Consider the following 21,366-nt stretch of genomic DNA (forward strand, 5'->3'; position numbering starts at 1 on the left):
GGGGGATCAGGCGGCCGTCAGGCGGTCGTACGCCGTGCGCAGCCTGCTCGCCGCCTCGCGGTCGGCGGGCCGCAGCGGGGCGCGCACCGGCCCGGCGGGCAGACCGAGGCCGTTCAGCAGGGACTTGGCGGTCACCGTGCCGGGCAGGCCCGCCGCCATCATCGACTCGATGAGCTCGGTGGCCTGTTGCTGGAGCCGGGCCGCCTGCGCCGTGTCGCCCGCCTCGAACGCGTCGAGCACCGCCCGGAGGTGACGGGGGATCACATTGGCGACCGTGCTGATGTATCCCGCGCCGCCCACCGCGTACAGGGCGAGGTTGTGCTCCTCGCAGCCCGCGTAGTACGCCAGGTCGGTGCGGAAGAACACCTTCTGCGCCGCCAGGAAGTCGTAGGAGCAGTCCTTGACGCCGACGATGCGCGGGTGCTCGGCGAGGCGGATCATGGTGTCCGGCTCGATGCGGGTGCCGGTGCGGCCGGGGATGTCGTAGAGGAGGACCGGCAGGCCGGAGGCGTCCGCGATCTCGCGGAAGTGGGCCTCCAGGGCGTCCTGCGGCGGCTTGCTGTAGTACGGCGACACCACCAGCAGGCCGTCCGCGCCCGACTTCTCGGCCTCCAGGGCGAGTTCGACCGTGTGCCGGGTGTCGAAGGTGCCGACGCCCGCGACGAGGGACGCCCGCTCGCCCACCGCCTCCCGTACCGCCCTGATCAGCGCGGCCTTCTCGGCGTCCGACGTGGTCGGCGACTCGCCGGTCGTCCCGGACAGCACGAGCCCGTCGCAGCCCTCCGTCACCAGCCGGTCGGCGAGCCGCTGCGCGCCGTCGAGGTCCAGCGCGCCCGACGCGGTGAAGGGCGTGATCATCGCGCACAGGGCGCGGCCGAAGGGAGGGTGCGTATGGGTCATGAGGGTAGTGTCGGCCGGTGCTCGGTGAAGCTCTACTTAAATCTTCTACGCGATATCGCTAAGCGGAGCTGTAGTGTCCGACGGGCCGGGACCGGCCGGAACGCTCTCCGGCCGGCCCCGGGAGACCTCACGGGTGGAAGCGCAGCACCTGCGGGTCGTGGTCGCTGATCTGGTCGTTGAACTCCGAGTTCACATGCACGCTGTCGTACTCGAAGTCGCAGCCGCGCCGGATGCCGGGGCTGATCAGGATCTGGTCGAGGACCTGGCTGTTGCCCTGGTAGACGTACGAGTAACGCTCGCTCCTGGGCAGCGACTTGATCGCCGACCACAGCTCGCCGTCGCCCTCCAGGACCTTCGCGGTACCGGAGAACTCGAAGTCGTTGATGTCGCCGAGGACGACGACGTTCGCGTTCTTCTGCACGGCGAGGACGTCCTTGACGAAGGCGTTCACGGCCGTCGCCTGCGCGTGGCGCTGGGTCTCCGAGCTGCGCGCCGGCGGCTGGTACTGCGCGGTGAAGCCCTGGTCGCCGCCCTTGGAGTTGAAGTGGTTGGCGACCACGATGACGGTACGGCCGCGGAAGACGAACTCGCCGGCCAGCGGCTTGCGGCTGTTGTTCCAGGCGGCGTTCGCCGGGTCGATGCGGCCGGGGGAGACGGTCAGCGCCGCCTTGCCGTGCTCGCGGGCGACCCCGACGGCGGTGGTGGCGTCGCCGCCCGCGCGGTCGGTGAACGACACCCGCTCGGGGTTGAACAGGAACACCTGGCGGATGTTGCCGCCCGGCTCACCGCCGTCGGCGAGGTCCACCGGGTCGATCGAGCGCCAGTCGTACGTCGGGCCGCCCGCGGCCGCGATCGCGTCGATCAGCTTCCTTACCGTCTGGTCGGCGGCGACCGTGCCGTCCTTCACCGCGCCGTTGTTGTCCTGGATCTCCTCCAGGGACACGATGTCGGGCGACTGGAGGTTGTTCACGATCGCGGACGCGTGCGCGGCGAAGGTGTCGTCGGACGGGTCGAGGTTCTCGACGTTGTACGTCGCCACCGCCAGCTCGCCGCCCCGCTGCTTCTCGGTCGTCTCCCGCTCCAGACCGGCGCTCTCCAGCGTGCCGAGCCGGCTCGCGACCAGGGTGTAGCCGCCGAACTGGTTGTAGTCCAGCGGGCCCGCGGTGGTGCCGGCCAGGGTGTCGCCGACGTTCGCGACGGGGAAGTCGGCGGGCTTGCCGAGCGACTGGATCATCAGCCGGCCGCCGTTCTGGGAGGCGTAGGAGCCGTAGACCGTGCCGCCGCGGCGGTTGTCGTGCTCCTCCGGCTTCACCGTGACCCACAGCTCGGTGTACGGGTCGCTGGCGCCCACCACCCGGGTGTCGGCGACCTGGACGTTCATGCCCTCCACGGACTCGTACAGGTCCAGGGCGTACGCCGACGGCCTGAGCGGCAGCGCATTGATCGAGCCGTTCGCGGCGGGGTCGCCCTCCGGGGCGTAGGCGTCCGGCACCGCGTCGGCGTCCAGCGTCACGGCGGCCGGGACGGCGTTGCCGCTGGAGAGCACCGTGAAGGTCGCGCGGGTGATCTCGGTCAGCGACTGGTTGCCGGAGGAGGTGCCGCCCGGGACGAACTCGGAGACCGTGCCGGAGACCTTGACCGCGTCCCCGACGGCCACGCCCTTCGGCGTGGAGCTGGTGAAGACGAACACGCCCTCACTGGTGGCCGGGTCGGCGTCGGCCTGCGGGTCCTGGATCCAGAAGCCCTTCGAGGAGCCGTAGGTGCGCACACCGGTGACGATTCCGGTCACGTCGGTGACCTGCTTGCCCGCGTACGGGGATATGCGAGTGGTGCCCTGGACGTCATGGACGCGGATGGCGTCGGCGTGGGCGGGCGAGGTCAGCACGACCGTGGATGCCGCCGAGCACACGGCGGCGACGGTGAGCGCGGCGAGGCGCGCGGAAGACTTGCTGGGCAAGGGATCCCTCCGGGGACGTTTTCGTGAAGCGCCGGGACGAGGGTGGGTCGTTGGCTGGACCGTGACGCGCGTAGCGTCCCGGTGTACAGGTGTTCCCCCCATTTCTACGCGCGTCAATTTCCTGCCTGGCGCGGCCGGTTGTCAAGGTTTCGGCCATGTACGGAATCCGACCGTGAGATGAACCGGGCGGCATGGGTGGAAATCCGTCTAGGCTGAGCGGCGTTCCCGGCCGTAGTGCGTGCGATACGGCCGTCCAGGCGCCCTAGGAGAAAAAGGCACATGTCAGACAGCTCCCCCCTGCCGCCGGTGCGGCTTGCGTCCGAAGCGGAGCTGGCGCGTGACGCGCTGTCCACGCCGGTGCTGTCCCGGGCGGCCCGGCTCGCCCGCTGGGCCGGACCCGACACCCGTGTCGACGCGGGCGGCGGTCTGGCCGACGCGCAGCTCCCGGCCGCCGCCGAGGTGCTCGGACTCGACGGCGACGACGCCGCGGCGCTGGCCAGCGAGGCCTGGCGGGTCGCTGTCGACACCGGGCTCGTCGAGGTCGTCGACGAGGAGGCCGGCACCGTCACCGCGGGCCCGGACCTCGCCCTGCTCACCTCCGGCTCGCCGCTCGACGTGCTCGGCGTGTGGCAGGACGCTCTGGAGACGCTGCTCGCCGACGCGAGCGTGCCCGACCTCGACGACCTGGTCGACGCGCTCGACGAGGGCGGTACCGTCGACTTCTCCCGGCTCGACTGGGACCCGCAGGCCGAGGCCGACTTCCTCGACCGCGTCCTGGCCAATCTGTATCTGCTCACCGTCAGCGAGGACGGCCCCGGTGAGGGGCCCGTGCCGCTGCCCGCGCTGGCCGCGTCCGCGATCGTCCCCGGCGACATGGGCGAGCCCACCAACGACGTGCTGGAGCAGGTCTCCGACGCGATGATGCGCCTCGACGACCAGTTCCGGGTCCTGGAGCCGGTCGGGCTCGTGGAGTACCGGCCGGTCGACGAGGCGCTGATGGCCGACGCCGACGCCGATGACGCTGAGGCGCCCGCCGAGCCCGTCGACGACACCGACGTCTCCCGCTACGGCATGGTCCGGCTGACCCCGCTCGGCCTGTACGGGCTGCGCGCCCGGCTGCTGGAGGCCGGACAGGCCGCTCCGGCCGTCGGCGAGCTCGCGGACAAGGGTGCGGACGCCCTCCTCGACGGCACCGCCGCCTTCGGGCCGCGTGCCGCGCAGGCCGAGACCGAGCAGTGGCTGACCCGCCGCGCGCCGCTGGCCGCGGCCCGGGAACTGCTCGCCGCCGCGCGGGGCGCCGACGCGGGCGGGCCGCTGCGCCGGCTGCGCTGCCAGCAGGCGCTGTCCCTGGTCGGCGCGGAGGCGGAACCCGCGCTGCGCGAGGTGCTGGACGACCCCGAGCTGGGCGGGCTGGCCCGGGTGTGGCTGACCGAGCGGGGTGCGGCGGACGTGCCGCCGCCGTCCGAGGCGATGGTGTTCTGGCTGACCGTCGACACGGTGGCCGCGCAGCTCGCGGCCGAGGGCAACTCCGAGGAGCTCCAGGCTCTCGTGGAGGGCCTCGCCGAGCACCACAGCGGGTTCTTCGCGGCCGCCTGGCGGGTCGACCATCCGGCGACCGCCGATGTGCTGGAGGCGATGGGCCGGCTCCACCCCGACAAGAAGGTCGCCAAGGAGGCGCGCAAGGCCGCCTTCAAGGCGCGTTCCGCACAAGGGAACTGACGTTCCCGGTAAGGGAACCGGCCCTCGTTTTATTGACTCGCTCGGGCCGTGGCGGCCCTCCTAGAGTGATAACTCGGGAGGCGCCGCCGCCGAAATCCGGCCCTTTTCGATTCGGCCCGGCATATATGCAGCCGATGCCGCCGCCGAAGCGTCTCCCTCGGTGAACGACGGACGAATTCGGGGGAATTCAGCATGGCGTACTTCGTGATGACGATGGACGACACCAGGTGGCCGGGCGCGGACGAGGAGTGTCCGACGGCGGCCGCGGCGGGTCGGCGCGTGACCTGATCACCAGCGGTCGCCGGAGGCCGCTCGCCCGGTCGAGCCGGCCCGACGGGCGCCCCTCGCCGGGGCGCCCCGCGGGTCTCACAGGGCCTGGGCCGCCGGCTTGACCATGTTGCGCACCGTGCGCGCCTTCACGAAATCTCCCATCGCCGTCATCTCCCATTCGCCGGAGAACTGGCGAATCAATTTCGCCATCATCACGCCCGTCTGCGGTTCGGCGTTGGTGAGGTCGAAGCGCGCGAGTTCCTCGCCGGTCGCCGCGTCCATCAGACGGCAGTAGGCCTTCGCGACCTCCGTGAACTTCTGCCCGGAGAAGGAGTTCACCGTGAAGACCAGACCGGTGACCTCCTGGGGGAGACGGCCCAGGTCGACCGTGATGACCTCGTCGTCCCCGCCGCCCTCGCCGGTGAGGTTGTCGCCGGAGTGGCGGATCGCGCCGCCCACGATGGTCAGCTTGCCGAAGTAGCAGCTGTCGACGTGGTTGCGCTGCGGGCCGTACGCGATGACCGACGCGTCCAGGTCGATGTCCTTGCCGCGGTACGCCGGTTCCCAGCCGAGGCCCATCTTGACCTGGGACAGCAGCGGCCGGCCGCCCTTGACCAGGGACACGGTCTGGTTCTTCTGGAGGCTGACCCGGCCCTTGTCGAGGTTGATCTTCCCGGCGCCGGGGGCGGCCGCGGGCGCGGCCGGAGGGGCCGGGGGAGCCGGAGGCGTGCTCAGCGGCGGGACCGGCGGGGCGACCGGCGGCTGCATGGCGGGCGGCGGGGGCGCGACGGGCTGGGCGGGAGCCGCGGGCTGGGCGGGGGCGGAGGGTTCCTCCACCGTCACGCCGAAGTCGGTGGCGATGCCGGCCAGGCCGTCGGCATACCCCTGGCCGACCGCGCGGGCCTTCCAGACGCCGCCGCGCTGGTAGATCTCCACGATCACCAGCGCGGTCTCGGCGCCGAGCTGCGGGGGCGTGAACGTGGCCAGGACGCTGTTGTCGTCGGCGTTGCGCAGGGTCGCCGTCGGTTCGATGCCCTGGAAGGTCTGGCCGGCCGCGTCCGGGCTGGCGGTGACGACGATCTTCTCGATGCCCGGGGGCAGGGCGGTCGTGTCGACCGTGATCGCGTCGGGCGCGGCGCCACCGCCGGAGCGGTACGTCACGCCCGGGCCGGCGGGCTGGTTGTAGAAGATGAAGTCGTCGTCGGAGCGCACCTTGCCGTCGGCGGTGAGCAGCAGGCCCGAGACGTCCAGCCGCACCGGGGCGGTGACGTCCACCGTCACGCGGGCGGCGGGGAGCGGGATGTTCGAGCCGGGGGTCATAGCTGTCATGCCTCATGAACGAGCGAGGGCGCTTTACTGTTCCCTTACCTGCGGGCCGATCGGTGGAAGGCACCCTTCCGGGCGGCTAGGGAACCACCACGATCTTCCGGCCCACCCCCGCCGCGAACTGCTCCAGTGCCTGCGGATAGCGCTCCAGGGGGATGCGGTCGCTGATGAAGACGTCCGGGTCGAGGACGCCGCCCGCGAAGAGTTCCGCCGCCCGCTCGAAGCTGTGCAGGACCGCCATCGAGCCGGTGACGGTGATCTCCTGGTTGTAGATGCGGTACGGGTCGATGGTCACCCGGGTCGCGTAGTCGGCGACGCCGAACTGGAGGAAGGTGCCGGCCTTGGCCACCCGCTCCAGGCCGTCCTGGATCGCGGCGGCGTTGCCCGTCGCGTCGATCACCAGGTCCCAGCCCTGAGGCCGGTCCAGCTCGTCGGCGTTCGCGGCGGACGCCGAGACGCCCAGCAGGCGGGCCGTCTCCAGGCGGGTGGGGTTCACGTCCACCACGTCCACGCTCGCCGCGCCCGTCCGCTTGGCCAGCTCCAGCATCATCAGGCCCATCGTGCCGGAGCCGTAGATCAGGACGTGTGCGCCGAGGCGGGAGCGCAGCACGTCGTAGCCGCGCACCGCGCACGACAGGGGCTCCACCAGCGCCGCGTCCTCGGTGCGGACGTGGTCCGGCAGCTTGACGCAGTTGGCCACCGGGGCCACCGCGTAGCGCGCCGCGCCTCCCGCCGTCGTCACGCCGATCGCCGCCCAGCGCTCGCACAGGTTGTTGTGGCCCGTACGGCAGTAGCGGCACTCGTGGCAGTACAGCGACGGGTCGACCGCCACCCGGTCGCCCGCCGACAGCTCCGTGACCCGGGTGCCGACGGCGACGACCTCGCCGGCGAACTCGTGTCCGGGCACGATCGGCAGCTTGGGCGCGAACTCGCCCTGGAGGATGTGCAGATCCGTGCCGCACAGCCCGCACGCGGCGACCTCGACCACGACCTCGCGCGGGCCCGGTGCAGGGTCCGGGATCTCCTCGACGACGGCCCGGCCCACGGACTCGATGACGGCGGCCTTCATTTCACGGCTCCCAACGACAGGCCCTGGACCAGCTTGTCCTGGGCGGCGAACCCCGCGGCGAGCACCGGCAGGGAGACGACGAGCGACGCGGCGCACACCTTGGCCAGGAACAGGCCCTGGCTGGTGATGAAGCCGGTCAGGAACACGGGGGCCGTCCCGGCCACGACACCCGTGAGCACGCGTGCGAACAGCAGCTCGTTCCAGCTGAAGATGAAGCAGATCAGCGCGGTCGCGGCGATGCCGGGGAGGGCGATGGGCGCCACGACGCGGGCGAGGATCGTCGGCAGTCTCGCGCCGTCCACCTTCGCGGCCTCGATGATCGCCACCGGTACCTCGGAGAGGAAGGACTGCATCATCCACACCGCGATCGGCAGGTTCATCGAGGTGTAGAGGACGACCAGCAGCCAGATGTTGTCGAGGGTGTGCGTGTTCCTCGCGAACAGGTAGACCGGCAGCAGCCCCGCCACTACCGGCAGCATCTTCGTCGACAGGAAGAAGAACAGGACGTCCGTCCACTTCTTCACCGGACGGATCGACAGCGCGTACGCCGCCGGGAGCGCCAGCACCAGCACGAACAGGGTCGACGTCACCGACGCCACCGTCGAGTTGATCAGCGCCGGCCAGGGGCTCGCGCCGCCGCCCACGCCGAAGAACTCCCGGTAGCCGTCCAGGGTGAGCTCCGCGGTGAAGGACGGCGGGTTGGTCGCCGCGTCCTGCTCCGAGTGCAGGGACGTCAGCGCCATCCACGCGATGGGCAGGAAGAACACGATGCCGGCCAGCCAGGCCACCAGGCCCAGGCCGTTTCTGCGGACGACGCTCATGCCCGGGACACCTCCTCGCGGAACAGGGACGACACCACGCGCAGCGCGAGGGTCGCGATGACGATCGAGCCGATGACCACCAGGACGCCCGCGGCCGACGCGAGGCCGTTCTCATGGGCCTGGTAGAAGCTCTGGTAGACGGTGTAGGGCAGGTTCGCCGTGCCGAGGCCGCCGGACGTGATGGTGAAGACCGCGTCGAAGTTCTGGACGATGTAGATCGAGCCCAGCAGGGCGCCCAGTTCGAGGTAGCGGCGCAGATGCGGGAGCGTGAGGTGGCGGAAGATCTGCCAGTCGCTCGCGCCGTCCACCCGGGCCGCCTCGATCTGCTGCTGGTCGCGGCTCTGCAGGCCCGCCAGCAGGATCAGCATCATGAACGGCGTCCACTGCCACACCAGAGCGGCCTCCACCGCGAGCAGCGGGGTGTTCGACACCCAGTCCGGCTGGGGCCCGCCGATGTAGTGCAACAGGCCGTTGAACAGGCCGTATTCGGGGTTGTAGAGGACGTGCTTCCACAGCAGCGCCGCCGCCACGGGCACGACCAGGAACGGGGCGATCAGCAGGGTGCGCACCACGCCCCGGCCACGGAAGCGGCGGTCCAGCAGGAGTGCCAGGAGCAGGCCGAGGACCAGGCTCGCCAGCACCACCGCCGCGGTGAGCAGCACCGTCGTCCACACCGAGCGGCGCAGGTCCGGATCGGTGAGGACGTCCCCGTAGTTGGCGAGGCCGGTGAAGCGGCGGGCGTCGGGGTAGAGGGAGTTCCAGTCGAAGAACGAGATCACCAGCGTGGCCACGAAGGGCAGTTGGGTCACCACGATCATGAAGACCAGGGCGGGCAGCAGCGGGGCGCGGGTCGCCCAGGCGCGCAGACGGGGCCGGGACGTGCCCGCGGTGCGTACGGTGGTGGGGGCCGCGGGGGCCGTCGTGGTCGCGGTCATCGTCCCTCGTACTCCTCGGAGATCTTCTCGGCGAGCGCTTGCGACTTCCTCAGGGCCGAGTCGACGGACTGGCGTCCGGCGATCGCCGCGCTGATCTCCTGGGAGACCTTGGTGCCGAGGTCGGTGAACTCGGGGATGCCGACGAACTGGATGCCGGGCGCGGGGCGCGGCTGCACCCCGGGGTCGTCGGGGCGGGCGCCCTCGATGGCCTGCCGGGTCATCTCCTGGAAGGCGGCGGCTTGGGCGCGGTAGTCGGCGTTCTCGTACGTGGAGGCGCGCTTGCCGGCGGGCACGTTCGACCAGCCGATCTCCTCGCCGACCAGCTGCTCGTACTCCTTGCTCGACGCCCACGACACGAACCGCCAGGCCTTGTCGGGGTTGCGGGAGGCGTCCTGGATGCCCCAGGCCCAGGTGTAGAGCCAGCCGGAGGACTCCGTCCGCTCGACGGGGGCGGGGGCGTAACCGACCTTGCCCTTGACCGGGGAGTCGGCCGTCTCCAGCAGACCGGCCGCGGAGGTGGCGTCGTACCACATGGCGACCTTGCCCTGGGTCATGTTGTTCAGGCACTCGGCGAAGCCGGACTGGGCGGCGCCGGACTCGCCGTGCTCGCGGACGAGGTCGACATAGAACTTTGTCGCCTCCTTCCATTCCGGCGAGTCGAGGCGCGCCTTCCAGTCCTTGTCGAACCAGGTGCCGCCGAAGGTGTTCACGACCGTGGTGAGGGGGGCCATGACCTCGCCCCAGCCGGGCAGTCCGCGCAGACAGATGCCCTTCATGCCGGGCTCGGCGCCGTCGACCCGCGCGGCCAGGTCGGCGACCTGTCGCCAGGTGGGGCGGGCGGGCATGGTCAGGCCCTGCCGCGCGAACACGTCCTTGCGATACATCAGGAACGACGACTCGCCGTAGAAGGGCTGGCCGTACAGCTTGCCGTCGTCGCCGGTGAGGGACCGGCGCATCGGCTTCAGGACGTCCTGCTCGTCGTACGCCGTGTCCTTGGCGACGTAGGAGTCCATCTCCTTGAGCCAGCCGTTGCGGGCGTAGATGGGGATCTCGTAGTTGGAGAGCGTCGCCACGTCGTACTGGCCGGCCTGGTTGGCGAAGTCCTGGCTGATCTTGTCGCGGACGTCGTTCTCGGGCAGCACGGTGAAGTTCACCTTGATGCCGGTCTTCTCGGTGAAGTGGGCGGCGGTGAGCTTCTGCAGCTCCACCATCTGCGGGTTGTTGACCATCAGCACGCTGATGGAGTCACCGCCGGAACCGGACCCGCCAGCTCCGGCCCAGCAGCCGGAGAGCAGCGGGGCGAGCAGCGTCCCTGCGGCGGCCGTGGCGAGCAGGGCTCGCGAGGGCCGTCGTCGGCTCGGGGTTCGCATGGATCGCTCCTGGACGTATGGGGAGATAAGGGGCGGGGGTGGGCATGGGGGTGCCCTGGGGGAGTGGGTTTGGTTTTCAGACGGTGGTGACTTCTGGTGAGTTGGTTTTTCAGACGCGGATGACCTGCGGGCCGAGCAGCGAGTAGCGGTGCGCCTCGGCGGACGGCAGCAGCGTGCTCGTCACGATCGCCTCCAGCGTGCCGACCTCGGCGAACCGGCAGAAGCTGACCGCGCCGAACTTGGTGTGGGCGCCGACGAAGACGGTGCGCCGCGCGGCCCGCACCGCCTGCGCCTTGACCTCGCCGACCGCCGGGTCGGGAGTGGTCAGACCGTGCTCGCGGGAGATGCCGTTGGCGCCGATGTAGGCGAGGTCGAGGACGAAGCCGGCCAGCATCTTCGTCGTCCAGTGGTCGACGGTGGCGAGGGTGCCGGAACGCACCCGGCCGCCGAGCAGCAGCACGGAGGCGTTCCCGGCCGCGGCGAGCGCGCCCGCGACGGGCAGGGACGCGGTGACCACGGTCAGCGGCCGGTCCCTGGGCAGGGCCTCGGCGATGAGCTGCGGGGTGAAGCCCTCGTCGACGAAGACGGTCTCGGCGTCGCCGAGCAGTTCGGCAGCGGCCGCCGCGATGCGGCGCTTCTCGGGGACGTGGCTGGTGGCGCGGAAGGCGAGCGTGGTCTCGAAGCCGGCGCTCTCCACCGGGTAGGCGCCGCCGTGCGTGCGGCGGACCAGGCCGTGGTCCTCCAGGGTGCGCAGGTCCCGCCGTACGGTTTCCTTGGCCACGCCCAGGGTGGTGGCGAGCGCGTTGACGTCGACGGAACCCGTGGTGCGCGCGGCGCGGAGGATCTCGCGCTGGCGTTCTTCCGCGGTTCTGTTCATGCCGAAGTTCTACAGCGCGTGGGAGGGGGTCACCAGGTTTGTCGCGGGCCTGATTCTGACCGGGTGTGACCGTTCGGGCCGCGGGGTGGGGGTGCCGTGGTGTGCCGTCCGCGGGTCGGTTGTGGCTGGTCGCGCAGTTCCCCGCGCCCCTTTCGGGGCGGTGTCGTGCTGCCCGTTCGGTGTTGCGCGGGATCCGGTTCGTGCCCGGTTCCGCTTCAGTACGGCCAGATCGGCGGGTCCGTCACGAAGTGGCCGCCCAGGTGGGCGTGGGCCTCGTTGGCCGGGTCGAGGTCGCCCTGTTCGGCGATGAGCTTGTCCGCGAAAGGCTCGGAGTCGTCCTGGGGGTCGTAGCCGAGGGCTCGGGCGGTGGTGAGGTCCCACCACAGGCGGGTGTTGGCGGAGGAGCCGTGGACGACGGTGTGGCCGACGTGGTCGGCGGTGAGGGCCGCGTGGAAGAGGCGGGCGCCGTCGGCGGGGCTCATCCACACCGAGAGCATCCGCACGCTGGTCGGCTCGGGGAAGCAGGAGCCGATGCGGACCGAGACCGTCTCCAGGCCGTGCTTGTCCCAGTAGAACTGCGCCAGGTCCTCGCCGAACGCCTTGGACAGGCCGTAGAAGGTGTCCGGGCGGTGCGGGGTCTCGATCGGGATGAGCGGGTCGTCGCCCTGGGGTCGGGGGGTGTAGCCGACGGCGTGGTTGGAGGAGGCGAAGACGATCCGGCCGACGCCCTCCTCGCGGGCGGCCTCGTAGAGGTGGTAGGTGCCCTCGATGTTCGCCTTGAGGATCTTCTCGAACGGGGCTTCCAGGGAGATCCCCGCGAGATGGATGATCGCGTCGACACCGCGTACGGCCTCCCGTACGGCGTCCTTGTCGGCGAGGTCCGCGACGATCGCGTCCGGCTCGCCCTCGATGGGGAGCAGGTCCAGCAGACGCAGGTCGTAACCGTACTCGGGGAGCAGGCCCCGCATCAGGGTGCCGAGTCCGCCGGCGGCGCCGGTGAGCAGGACGGTGCGGGGAGCGGGCATCCTAGGGTCTCCCTGAGTCAACGGTATTCACGTCCAGTATTCACATCCATGGACACGTTATGGATCATCCTCGCTTCTCGTCAAGGGTGGCGGAGGTGCCGTTCATAAACATAAACTTCGATCAGAAACCTGCACGCTTCGTTGTCGCCCCGTTCTAGGGAGAGTCCGTGACGCCTGCCGACCTCGCCGCTCGACTCGGTATCCCCAGCGGGCCGCTGTTCTTCCCCGTCACCGCCTACGGTGCCGACGGCGCCGTCGCCCTCGACGTCTACCGCGCCCATGTGCGGCGCGGGATCGAGGCCGGGGCCGCGGCCGTCTTCGCCTGCTGCGGCACCGGGGAGTTCCACGCGCTCACGCCCGAGGAGTACCAGGCGTGCGTACGCGCCGCCGTGGAGGAGACGGCCGGCCGGGTGCCCGTCGTCGCGGGCGCCGGGTACGGCACCGCGCTCGCCGTGCGCTACGCCCGCCTCGCCGCCGATGCCGGGGCCGACGGGCTGCTCGCCATGCCGCCGTACCTCGTCGTCGCCGGGCAGGAAGGGCTGCTGCGGCACTACCGGGACATCGCGGGCGCCACGCCGCTGCCGGTGATCGTCTACCAGCGGGACAACGCCGTCTTCACCCCGGAGACCGTCGTCGAACTCGCCCGCACCGAAGGGATCATCGGGCTCAAGGACGGGCTCGGCGACCTCGATCTGATGCAGCGGACCGTCAGCGCCGTGCGCGGTGCGGTGCCGGGCGACTTCCTCTACTTCAACGGGCTGCCGACCGCCGAGCAGACCCAGCTCGCCTACCGGGCCATCGGGGTTCCGCTGTACTCCTCCGCCGTCTTCTGCTTCGCGCCCGAGATCGCCCAGGCCTTCCACCGAGGCCTCGAGGTCGGCGACGAGGCCGTCGTACGGCGGCTGCTGGACGGGTTCTTCCGGCCCTTCGTCGAACTGCGCGCCCAGGGACGCGGATACGCCGTCTCGCTCGTCAAGGCGGGCGTGCGGCTGCGGGGGCTGGACGTCGGGGAGGTGCGGCCGCCGCTGCACGAGCCGGCCGAGGAACATGTGGAGCGGCTGGCCCAGTTGATCGAGCGCGGGTACGAGCTGGTGAAGGAGGAGAGCGCGTGAAGGCGTCGGCGTTCGTCTACCCCTGGGACGTCAACGGCGACCCGGCGGCGGGCGAGTGGATCGCCGGGCTCGGCCTCCCCCAGGTGACCCTCGCGTCCGCCTACCACTCGACACGTGCCCTGACTCCTCGCCATCCGCGCCATCGCGTGGTCACCGCCGAGCATGCCGCTGTCCTGTATCCGGTGGAGAGCGAGCGCTGGGCCGGGCGGGAGCTGCGGCCCTACGCGGCCGGGGACTGGGCTCCCGGTGACGCCTTCGGCGAGGCCTGTGCCGCGCTCGCCAACGCGGGTCTCGAGGTGCACAGCTGGGTCGTCCTCGCGCACAACTCCCGCCTCGGGGCCGAGCATCCGGGGACCTCCGTGGTGAACGCCTACGGGGACCGCTACCCGTGGGCGCCCTGCATCGCGCAGCCCGCCACGCGCGCGTACCTCGTCGAACTCGCCGCCGAGGCCGCCGTACGGCCGGGGGCGCGGGGCACCGAGCTGGAGTCCCTCGGCTGGTACGGGCTCGCCCATCTGCACGCCCACGACAAGACCGGCGGGGTCGGGCTCGGCGATGCCGGGCAGTACCTGATGTCGCTGTGCTTCTGCGCCGACTGCCGCGAGGGGTACGCCGGTCAGGGGCTCGACCCGGACGCCCTCGCGGTGCGGGTGCGCGAGGCGCTGGAGCCGGTGTGGCGGGGGGAGTCCCCCTCCGACGGGGGCTGGGCCGGCGTCGAGAAGCTGCTCGGGGAGACGGAGGCGGCGGCCACGCGCGCGTGGCGCGACTCGGTCGCCCGCGGGCTCCAGGAGGACGCCGTGGCCGCGGTGCGGGAGGCCGCGCCCGAGGGGTTCCAGGTGCTGCTGCACGCCGATCCGGTGTCGTACCACTGCGGGGCGAACGCCGGGGTGGACCCGGCGCACGTACTGGCTCTCGCGGACGGGGTCGTCGTGCCCTGTACGGGTGGGGCCGGGCTGGTCACGCCGTTCGCCGAGCAGGGGGTGGAGCGGGCGCAGGGGGTGCAGGGCGCGGTGATCGCGGCCAACTTCACCGTCGTGTCCGGGATGGGCGGGCGGCCCCACGCCCTCGGTGACGACATGGCACGCGCGCGTGCCCTCGGGGCGAACGAAGTGCGGCTCTATCACGCCGGGTTGGCGTCCGACGGGGACCTCGACGCCGTGCGGCGCGCGATCAGGGGGCTGTGAGCCAGGACCCCGAGCAGGATCACGCCCAGGGCGATCAGGAGCGGGCCGTGGGGGAGCAGCTCGACCAGGGCCGCTCCCGTGGCCAGGCCGACCACGTTCGGGGCGAACACCAGGGTGCTCGCCGTGGCCGAGACGCGGCCCAGGAGGGCGTCCGGCGTTTCGCGCTGTACCGCCGTGAACGCGGCGATCAACGGGCAGGGCAGGCCCACGCCTGTCGCCGCCGCACAGGCCAGGGCGACCGGGTCCGACGGGATCGCGCGCAGGGCGATCGCCGCCGCGGTGAGGGCGATGCCGGCTGCGGCGAAGCGGTGCGCGCCCAGGTGGCGCAGGGCCCGGCCGGAGAACAGGCCGAGGATCACCGTGCCGGCGCCCTGGGCTGCCGCGAGGGTGCCCGCGTAGGTGGGGGCGCGGTGGAGGGCGTCCACGACCGCGTAGGTCAGGGCGCCGTTGACTCCCGCGATCAGCATGGTGAGGCCTGCGGTGCGGACGAGGGCGAGGAGGCTTGCGTGCCGGCGTAGGTGGTGGGTGCCGTCCTTGATCCGGGTCCGCCAGGGGGTGGGGGTGGGGGTGGGGGTGGCCGGGTGCGGGGTGTCCTTCTTCGGTGGGGTCAGGCGGGTGTACAGCGCTGCCGCCGCGAGGCACGTCGCCGCGTCCAGTGCGGCGACCGCGGGGCCGCCGTGCGTGCTGTACAGGGCCGCTCCCGCGAGCGGCGCCAGGAGTTTCATGCCCTCGTTCGCCGTCATGCGCAGGCCGTTGAAGTCGCCCAGCAGGGCCGGGGGGAGGGAGCCTGCCACCAGGGCCGACTCCGCGGCGTCGGTGACCACGCCTGCGGTGCCGTACAGGGTGAGCACCGTGAGGAGGAGCCACACGTCCGACGGGGTGTCCAGGGTGAGGAGGGTGAGCAGGAGCGCTCCCAGGAGCAGGTTCGTGGCGATCAGCAGGGGCTTGCGGGGGAGACGGTCGGCGACGGTGCCCAGCGCCGGGCCGGCGAGGCTGGGGGCCCACATCGCCAGCAGGCACAGCGCGGCGACGCCGTTGGAGCCGGTGAGGTCCTTCACCCAGATGCCGGAGGCGAGCCAGAGGGCGGAGGTGCCGAAGCCGGAGATCACTGTGGCGGTGAGGAAGAGCCTTGCCTCGTGGTGGCGCAGCGGGTGGGTGGGGCTGGGGCTGGTCATGCCTGGTGATCCTGCGGCTGAGGTGGGGGTGGGGGGATCGGGCAGGTGCCTTAGATGTGACGTGCCTTGGGGCCGGATGCCTGCGGCGGCCTGCGCGGGTTCGGTGGGGGTTGCTGTAGCGCACCCGCTGTGTGGGTGGGACGGGGCCGGGCCGGGGGGTTGTCCGTCCTCGGTCCGGCGATCTGGTTGGCTACGGGGGTCTAACTGGGTTTCCGCCGGCCGCTGCGGGCGGACAACCCCCCGTCCCGTCCCCTCCCCGCCGTTCGCGGCTGGCCCCATCGCCCACCGTCCGTGGTTCCTTGCGACCGTACGCGGCTGACGGTCGTGTCCTTAGGGGCGCGGGGAACTGCGCGACCAGCCGACGACGGCCCGCAGTCGCGTACGGCGGGGAGGCGCGGCGGCACGCCAAATGCGCGGCCGACCCCCGGAGGGAAACGTACGCTCCGGGGCATGCCCCTAAGCCTCACTGTGCTCGGTACCGCATCTCCGCACCCGGGGCCGGACCGCCCCACGTCCGGCTATCTGCTGCGCGGCGGTGGCGCGGAGGTGTGGGTGGACGCCGGGTTCGGGACGTTCGCGGAGTTGCGGAGGCACATGGATCCGGCGCGGCTGACGGCGATCTGGGTGTCGCATCTGCATGCGGATCACTGCGCGGACCTGCTGGCCGCGCACTACGCCTTCGCGTACGGCGGCGTCACCTTGGCCGGCCCCGTCCCCGTGTACGCGCCCGAGGGGTGCGACCGGCGGATCGCGGGGTTCTTCGGGCGGACGGACGTGGAGTTCCTGAGGGACGTGTTCGACTTCCGGCCGTTGTACGACGGGCATTCCGTGCGGCACTGGAATCTGACGCTGACCGCGCGGGCCGTGGTGCACGACGTGGAGGCGTACGGGCTGCGGGCGGAGTGTCAGGGGAGTGTGCTGGCGTACTCCGGGGACAGCGGGCCCTGTGACGCGCTGGGGGAGCTGGCGCGGGGCGCGGATCTGTTCGTGTGCGAGGCCGACATCGACCGCGGTCGCGAAGGCGAACGTCAGGTGCATCTGACGCCGGAGGACGCCGGGGCGTGCGCGAAGGGGGCTCGGGAACTGCTCGTCACGCATGTCGGGCCGTCGCTGGACCGGGAGGAGGCCGTCGAGCGGGCGGCTGCCGTGTTCGGGGGGCCGACGTCCATGGCCCGCGAAGGGGAGACCCGGACCGTCTGAACTTTCTTTTGTCAGAAGCATTGACGAAACCTGGGTGCGCTTCTAGCTTCGTCGCGTCGTACTTCGTACGTCATATATGAGACGCGATACGTCAGATCCGAGAGGCGCGCATGACCTCTGTGCCCACGCCGATCCCCTCCCGCACGCAGTTCGTGCTGGAGGAGATCAAACGCCGAATTCTCACTGGTCGGTTGACGCCTGGTCAGGCCCTGGTCGAGACCGAGCTCGCCGCCCAGTTCGGGGTGTCGAAGACCCCCGTGCGGGAGGCGCTGAAGACGCTGGCCGGGACCGGGCTGGTCGTGATGAGCCAGTACAAGGGCGTCACGGTGCGCATGGTCGACGCGGACATGGCGCGCGAGGTCTACGACGTGCGGCTGCTGCTGGAGCCCGAGGCGCTGCGGCGCGCGGTGCGGCGAGGGGCCTCGCTGGACGCCGCGCGTGCCGCGCTCTCGCGTGCCGACGACGCCGGTGACACCGCCGAACGCTCCCTGGCCAACCGGGAGTTCCACCGGGCGCTGTATCTGCCCTGCGGCAATCCGCTGCTCGGGCGGATGCTCGACGAGGTGCGCGACCAGGCCGCCCTGGTGTCCGCCGTCGCCTGGGCCGCCTCCCCTTCGTGGGAGCGGGAGGCCCGTGAGCACCAGGAGATCCTGCGTCTCGCCCTGGCGGGCGACGCCGACGGTGCCGCCCGTGCGCTTCACGATCACATCGCGTCGTTCGTGCTACGGGCCTTCCCGGAAACGGCCGGCGAGGCCCAGGGAGAGGACGGTCAGGCATGACAACGACGTTCGAGACCCAACGGGCGGCCCTGGCCGACGTGGTGGCGATCCCGGTCACCCCGTTCGCCGAGGACGGGGCGGTGGAGCAGGACGCCTACCGGGCTCTGCTGCGTCGGCTGCTGGACGGTGGTGTCCGGACTCTGACCCCCAACGGCAACACCGGCGAGTTCTACGCGCTGACTCCCGAGGAGCGCCGTCTCGTCACCGAGCTGACCATGGAGGAAGTGGGCGACCGGGCCGTGGTGCTCGTGGGGGTGGGGCACGACGTGCCCACCGCCGTCGCCTCCGCCCGGCATGCCCGGGACCTCGGTGCCGCGATGGTCATGGTGCACCAGCCCGTGCATCCGTACGTCTCGCAGAACGGGTGGGTCGACTACCACCGCTCGGTCGCCGAGGCCGTTCCCGAGCTGGGTGTCGTGCCGTACATCCGTAACGCGCAGTTGGAGGGCGCTCGGCTCGCCGAGCTCGCCGATGTCTGTCCCAATGTCATCGGGGTGAAGTACGCCGTTCCGGACGCCGCTCGGTTCGCCGGCTTCGCGCGTGATGCTGGGTTGGAGCGGTTCGTGTGGGTGGCCGGGCTTGCCGAGCCCTATGCGCCGTCCTATTTCTCCGCCGGGGCCACCGGGTTCACCTCCGGGCTGGTGAATGTCGCGCCCACGGTCTCGCTCAACATGATCGAGGCGCTGCGGTCCGGGGACTACGCGGCCGCGATGAAGGTCTGGGAGCAGATCCGGCGGTTCGAGGAGCTGCGTGCCGCCGACGCCTCCGCCAACAACGTCACCGTCGTGAAGGAGGCGCTCGCCGCGCTCGGGCTGTGCCGGCGTGACGTTCGCCCGCCCAGCCGGCCGCTGCCGGAGAGCGAGCGGGCCGAGGTCGCCGCCATCGCTGCCGGGTGGTCCATATGACGCGGCCGGAGGAGCTTCGCAGCCATCAGTGGTACGGGACCGAAGGGCTGCGGTCCTTCAGCCATCGGGCGCGGACCCGGCAGCTCGGGTATCTGCCCGAGGAGCATCTCGGCAAGCCCGTCATAGCTGTCCTCAATACGTGGTCCGACATCAACCCCTGCCATGTGCATCTGCGCGATCGTGCGCAGGCCGTGAAGCGGGGCGTGTGGCAGGCCGGCGGTTTCCCGCTGGAGTTCCCTGTCTCCACGCTGAGCGAGACTTTCCAGAAGCCGACCCCGATGCTGTACCGGAACATGCTCGCCATGGAGACCGAGGAGCTGCTGCGGTCCTATCCGGTGGACGGGGCCGTGCTGATGGGCGGCTGCGACAAGTCCACGCCCGCGCTGTTGATGGGGGCCGCCTCCGCCGACCTGCCGGCCGTTTTCGTGCCTGCCGGTCCCATGCTCCCCGGGCACTGGCGCAATGAAGTGCTCGGCTCCGGTACGGACATGTGGAAGTACTGGGACGACAAGCGGGCCGGGCTCATCGGCGACTGCGAGATGGCGGAGCTGGAGAACGGGCTCGCCCGGTCCCCGGGGCACTGCATGACCATGGGGACGGCGTCGACGCTGACGGCTGCCGCCGAGGCGCTCGGGGTGACCGTGCCCGGTGCCTCCAGCATTCCCGCCGTCGACTCCGCCCATGACCGGATGGCAGCCAAGGCCGGCATGGTCGCCGTGGAGCTGGTGCGGAAGGATCGGCGGCTCTCGCAGATCCTCACCCGGGAGGCCTTCGAGGACGCCGTCACCACTGTTCTCGGGCTCGGGGGGTCCACCAACGCCGTCATCCATCTGATCGCCATGGCGGGGCGGGCCGGGGTCCGGCTCACGCTGGACGATTTCGACCGGATCGCGCGGACCGTGCCCGTGCTGGCCAATGTGCGGCCCGGCGGACAGACGTACCTGATGGAGGACTTCCACTTCGCCGGCGGGCTGCCCGGGTTCCTGTCGCGGATACCCGACTTGTTGCATCTGGACCGGCCGACCGTCTCGTACGACACCCTGCGCGAGCAGATCGCCGGGGCTCAGGTGCACAACGACGATGTCATCCGCAGCCGGGAGAATCCCGTCGCCGGTGAGGGCGGTGTCGCCGTGCTGCGCGGGAATCTGTGCCCGGACGGTGCCGTCATCAAGCACATCGCCGCCGAGCCGCATCTGCTCAAGCACACCGGGCCCGCTGTTGTCTTCGACGACTACCGGACCATGCAGCGCACCATCAACGACCCCGCGCTCGGTATCACCGCCGACAGTGTGCTGGTGCTGCGCAACGCCGGGCCCAAGGGCGGGCCGGGCATGCCCGAGTACGGCATGCTGCCCATCCCGGACCATCTGCTCAAGCAGGGGGTGCGGGACATGGTGCGGATCTCCGACGCCCGGATGAGCGGCACCAGTTACGGCGCGTGCGTGCTGCATGTGGCGCCCGAGTCGTACATCGGCGGGCCGCTCGCGCTGGTCAGGAGCGGGGATCCGATCACCCTGGACGTGGAGGCCCGGTCCCTTCATCTGCACGTCGCTGATGAGGAGTTGGAGCGGCGGCGCGCCGAGTGGACGCCTCCGCCCGCCCGTTACGAGCGGGGCTACGGGTTCCTCTACGACCAGCAGATCACCCAGGCGGACACCGGCTGCGACTTCGAGTTCCTCGCGCGGCCCGGCAAGGTGCAGGACCCGTACGCGGGCTAGACACCCTTTTTCTTGGCCGATATTTCGAACGACTACCGGCAAGCGCTTCACACGCACACGAACGGAGAACAGTCATGGCCCAAGCCGCAGCCGTGGCGAAACCGCCCGCGCCACCGAGGCGGCGCCGTGCCTCCGCCACACCGCGCAGACTTCCCTATCTGCTGATCGCGCCGGCGGCCCTGCTGATGCTGGGCTTCATCGCGTACCCCGTCATCAGCGTCTTCTACTACAGCCTGCAGAACTACAACCCCACCAAGCCCTGGCGGAACGGGTACGCGGGCTTCGACAACTTCGTCCGGATCTTCACGGACGACCCGCAGTTCTGGTCGACCCTGACCTTCAGCGCCAAGTGGGTGTTCGTCGAGGTCGCACTGCAGCTGCTGTTCGGACTCGCGCTGGCGCTGATCGTCAACCAGACCTTCGTGGGGCGGGCGATCGGCCGCGCGCTGGTCTTCTCGCCCTGGGCCGTCTCCGGTGTGCTGACGTCCGCGATCTGGGTGCTGCTCTACAACTCCCAGACCGGCATCACCCGCTATCTCGCCGACATGGGCATCGGGTCCTACGGCACCAGTTGGCTGTCCGACACCTCCACCGTGTTCCCGGCGGCGATCGTCGCCGACCTGTGGCGCGGGGTGCCCTTCTTCGCGATCCTCATCCTCGCCGACCTCCAGTCCGTCTCCAAGGACCTCTACGAGGCCGCCGAGGTCGACGGGGCCAGTCGGATCAAGCAGTTCTGGCACATCACGCTGCCCCACCTGAAGGACGCGATCGTCCTGTCCACGCTGCTGCGCGCGGTGTGGGAGTTCAACAACGTCGACCTGCTGTACACGCTGACCGGCGGCGGCCCGGCCGGAGAGACCACGACCCTGCCGCTGTACATCGCCAACACCAGCGTCGAATCCCATGACTTCGGATACGCGTCCGCGCTGACCACGGTGGCGTTCGTGATCCTGCTCTTCTGCTCGATCGTCTATCTGCGGCTGAGCAAGTTCGGAGGTGAGGACAAGTGACGGTCAAGGAGGCC

The 21,366-nt window shown here is 71.0% G+C and carries 18 protein-coding genes; 8 read left to right on the plus strand and 10 right to left on the minus strand.

The genetic code is table 11. From position 1 onward, the window contains the following. Positions 1 to 6 precede the first annotated feature (6 nt). Complete coding sequence (dapA, locus tag RKD23_RS28890; RefSeq protein WP_424856347.1) at positions 7 to 900, minus strand: 4-hydroxy-tetrahydrodipicolinate synthase; 894 nt, start codon at positions 898 to 900, stop codon at positions 7 to 9. Between the two features lie 127 nt (positions 901 to 1,027). Next, a complete protein-coding gene (locus RKD23_RS28895) occupies positions 1,028 to 2,857 on the minus strand; it encodes an endonuclease/exonuclease/phosphatase family protein (RefSeq protein ID WP_424856348.1) in 1,830 nt (609 codons plus the stop codon). Positions 2,858 to 3,136: 279 nt separating this feature from the next. On the opposite strand from RKD23_RS28895, the gene RKD23_RS28900 reads away from it, so the two are divergent. After that, complete coding sequence (locus RKD23_RS28900) at positions 3,137 to 4,576, plus strand: hypothetical protein (protein ID WP_424856349.1); 1,440 nt, start codon at positions 3,137 to 3,139, stop codon at positions 4,574 to 4,576. 366 nt (positions 4,577 to 4,942) lie between these two features. On the opposite strand, the gene RKD23_RS28905 is transcribed toward RKD23_RS28900, so the two are convergent. The 7 genes from RKD23_RS28905 to RKD23_RS28935 all read right to left on the minus strand — a co-directional run bounded on the left by RKD23_RS28905 (position 4,943) and on the right by RKD23_RS28935 (position 12,269). Beyond that, positions 4,943 to 6,166 carry a TerD family protein gene (locus RKD23_RS28905; protein ID WP_424858358.1) on the minus strand — a complete coding sequence of 408 codons (1,224 nt, stop codon included), beginning with the start codon at positions 6,164 to 6,166 and terminating at the stop codon, positions 4,943 to 4,945. Between the two features lie 85 nt (positions 6,167 to 6,251). Beyond that, positions 6,252 to 7,241 carry a zinc-dependent alcohol dehydrogenase family protein gene (locus RKD23_RS28910; protein ID WP_404033992.1) on the minus strand — a complete coding sequence of 330 codons (990 nt, stop codon included), beginning with the start codon at positions 7,239 to 7,241 and terminating at the stop codon, positions 6,252 to 6,254. Continuing rightward, the gene (locus RKD23_RS28915; RefSeq protein WP_424856350.1) at positions 7,238 to 8,062 is read right to left on the minus strand and encodes a carbohydrate ABC transporter permease; all 825 of its coding nucleotides are present in this window, start codon (positions 8,060 to 8,062) and stop codon (positions 7,238 to 7,240) included. The genes RKD23_RS28910 and RKD23_RS28915 overlap by 4 nt, the downstream gene beginning before the upstream one ends. Continuing rightward, positions 8,059 to 8,997 (minus strand): carbohydrate ABC transporter permease, encoded by a 939-nt coding sequence (locus RKD23_RS28920; protein ID WP_424856351.1) that lies wholly within the window; start codon positions 8,995 to 8,997, stop codon positions 8,059 to 8,061. The genes RKD23_RS28915 and RKD23_RS28920 overlap by 4 nt, the downstream gene beginning before the upstream one ends. After that, the gene (locus RKD23_RS28925) at positions 8,994 to 10,367 is read right to left on the minus strand and encodes an ABC transporter substrate-binding protein (RefSeq protein WP_424856352.1); all 1,374 of its coding nucleotides are present in this window, start codon (positions 10,365 to 10,367) and stop codon (positions 8,994 to 8,996) included. Before RKD23_RS28925 ends, RKD23_RS28920 begins: the two co-directional genes overlap by 4 nt. 109 nt (positions 10,368 to 10,476) lie before the next feature. After that, positions 10,477 to 11,244, minus strand: coding sequence for a DeoR/GlpR family DNA-binding transcription regulator (locus RKD23_RS28930; protein WP_424856353.1), 768 nt, complete (start codon positions 11,242 to 11,244; stop codon positions 10,477 to 10,479). A gap of 215 nt (positions 11,245 to 11,459) precedes the next feature. Continuing rightward, positions 11,460 to 12,269 (minus strand): NAD-dependent epimerase/dehydratase family protein, encoded by an 810-nt coding sequence (locus tag RKD23_RS28935; RefSeq protein WP_424856354.1) that lies wholly within the window; start codon positions 12,267 to 12,269, stop codon positions 11,460 to 11,462. Positions 12,270 to 12,436: 167 nt separating this feature from the next. On the opposite strand from RKD23_RS28935, the gene RKD23_RS28940 reads away from it, so the two are divergent. Together RKD23_RS28940 and RKD23_RS28945 are read left to right on the plus strand one after the other, a co-directional pair. Then, on the plus strand, positions 12,437 to 13,381 hold the full coding sequence (locus RKD23_RS28940) for a 5-dehydro-4-deoxyglucarate dehydratase (protein WP_424856355.1): 945 nt from the start codon (positions 12,437 to 12,439) through the stop codon (positions 13,379 to 13,381). Continuing rightward, positions 13,378 to 14,565: a hypothetical protein gene (locus RKD23_RS28945; RefSeq protein ID WP_424856356.1), complete on the plus strand. Its 1,188-nt coding sequence runs from the start codon at positions 13,378 to 13,380 to the stop codon at positions 14,563 to 14,565. Before RKD23_RS28940 ends, RKD23_RS28945 begins: the two co-directional genes overlap by 4 nt. Here the strand turns inward: RKD23_RS28945 and RKD23_RS28950 are convergent. Further along, positions 14,502 to 15,740 carry an MFS transporter gene (locus tag RKD23_RS28950; protein WP_424856357.1) on the minus strand — a complete coding sequence of 413 codons (1,239 nt, stop codon included), beginning with the start codon at positions 15,738 to 15,740 and terminating at the stop codon, positions 14,502 to 14,504. The genes RKD23_RS28945 and RKD23_RS28950 overlap by 64 nt on opposite strands. Before the next feature lie 450 nt (positions 15,741 to 16,190). On the opposite strand from RKD23_RS28950, the gene RKD23_RS28955 reads away from it, so the two are divergent. From RKD23_RS28955 to RKD23_RS28975, 5 genes are all read left to right on the plus strand, one after another. After that, positions 16,191 to 16,940, plus strand: a complete 750-nt coding sequence (locus RKD23_RS28955; protein ID WP_424856358.1) for an MBL fold metallo-hydrolase — start codon at positions 16,191 to 16,193, stop codon at positions 16,938 to 16,940. Between the two features lie 110 nt (positions 16,941 to 17,050). Then, positions 17,051 to 17,719 (plus strand): GntR family transcriptional regulator, encoded by a 669-nt coding sequence (locus RKD23_RS28960; RefSeq protein ID WP_404033972.1) that lies wholly within the window; start codon positions 17,051 to 17,053, stop codon positions 17,717 to 17,719. Then, positions 17,716 to 18,624 carry a dihydrodipicolinate synthase family protein gene (locus tag RKD23_RS28965; RefSeq protein WP_424856359.1) on the plus strand — a complete coding sequence of 303 codons (909 nt, stop codon included), beginning with the start codon at positions 17,716 to 17,718 and terminating at the stop codon, positions 18,622 to 18,624. Before RKD23_RS28960 ends, RKD23_RS28965 begins: the two co-directional genes overlap by 4 nt. Beyond that, positions 18,621 to 20,342: an L-arabinonate dehydratase gene (gene araD, locus RKD23_RS28970; protein WP_424856360.1), complete on the plus strand. Its 1,722-nt coding sequence runs from the start codon at positions 18,621 to 18,623 to the stop codon at positions 20,340 to 20,342. Before RKD23_RS28965 ends, araD begins: the two co-directional genes overlap by 4 nt. Before the next feature lie 74 nt (positions 20,343 to 20,416). Then, a complete protein-coding gene (locus RKD23_RS28975; RefSeq protein WP_424856361.1) occupies positions 20,417 to 21,352 on the plus strand; it encodes a carbohydrate ABC transporter permease in 936 nt (311 codons plus the stop codon). Positions 21,353 to 21,366: the final 14 nt, after the last annotated feature.

This window comes from Streptomyces sp. SAI-170 (assembly GCF_049739565.1).
Lineage (GTDB): Bacteria > Actinomycetota > Actinomycetes > Streptomycetales > Streptomycetaceae > Streptomyces.

Bases quoted from the DNA above. Each gene is read 5' to 3' on its own strand.
- RKD23_RS28920 (WP_424856351.1), bottom strand. From the start codon at position 8,997: ATGACCGCGACCACGACGGCCCCCGCGGCCCCCACCACCGTACGCACC.
- RKD23_RS28975 (WP_424856361.1), top strand. From the start codon at position 20,417: ATGGCCCAAGCCGCAGCCGTGGCGAAACCGCCCGCGCCACCGAGGCGG.
- RKD23_RS28930 (WP_424856353.1), bottom strand. From the start codon at position 11,244: ATGAACAGAACCGCGGAAGAACGCCAGCGCGAGATCCTCCGCGCCGCG.
- dapA (WP_424856347.1), bottom strand. From the start codon at position 900: ATGACCCATACGCACCCTCCCTTCGGCCGCGCCCTGTGCGCGATGATC.
- RKD23_RS28925 (WP_424856352.1), bottom strand. From the start codon at position 10,367: ATGCGAACCCCGAGCCGACGACGGCCCTCGCGAGCCCTGCTCGCCACG.
- RKD23_RS28905 (WP_424858358.1), bottom strand. From the start codon at position 6,166: ATGACCCCCGGCTCGAACATCCCGCTCCCCGCCGCCCGCGTGACGGTG.
- RKD23_RS28910 (WP_404033992.1), bottom strand. From the start codon at position 7,241: ATGAAGGCCGCCGTCATCGAGTCCGTGGGCCGGGCCGTCGTCGAGGAG.
- RKD23_RS28915 (WP_424856350.1), bottom strand. From the start codon at position 8,062: ATGAGCGTCGTCCGCAGAAACGGCCTGGGCCTGGTGGCCTGGCTGGCC.
- RKD23_RS28900 (WP_424856349.1), top strand. From the start codon at position 3,137: ATGTCAGACAGCTCCCCCCTGCCGCCGGTGCGGCTTGCGTCCGAAGCG.
- RKD23_RS28950 (WP_424856357.1), bottom strand. From the start codon at position 15,740: ATGACCAGCCCCAGCCCCACCCACCCGCTGCGCCACCACGAGGCAAGG.
- RKD23_RS28960 (WP_404033972.1), top strand. From the start codon at position 17,051: ATGACCTCTGTGCCCACGCCGATCCCCTCCCGCACGCAGTTCGTGCTG.
- RKD23_RS28935 (WP_424856354.1), bottom strand. From the start codon at position 12,269: ATGCCCGCTCCCCGCACCGTCCTGCTCACCGGCGCCGCCGGCGGACTC.
- RKD23_RS28955 (WP_424856358.1), top strand. From the start codon at position 16,191: ATGCCCCTAAGCCTCACTGTGCTCGGTACCGCATCTCCGCACCCGGGG.
- RKD23_RS28965 (WP_424856359.1), top strand. From the start codon at position 17,716: ATGACAACGACGTTCGAGACCCAACGGGCGGCCCTGGCCGACGTGGTG.
- araD (WP_424856360.1), top strand. From the start codon at position 18,621: ATGACGCGGCCGGAGGAGCTTCGCAGCCATCAGTGGTACGGGACCGAA.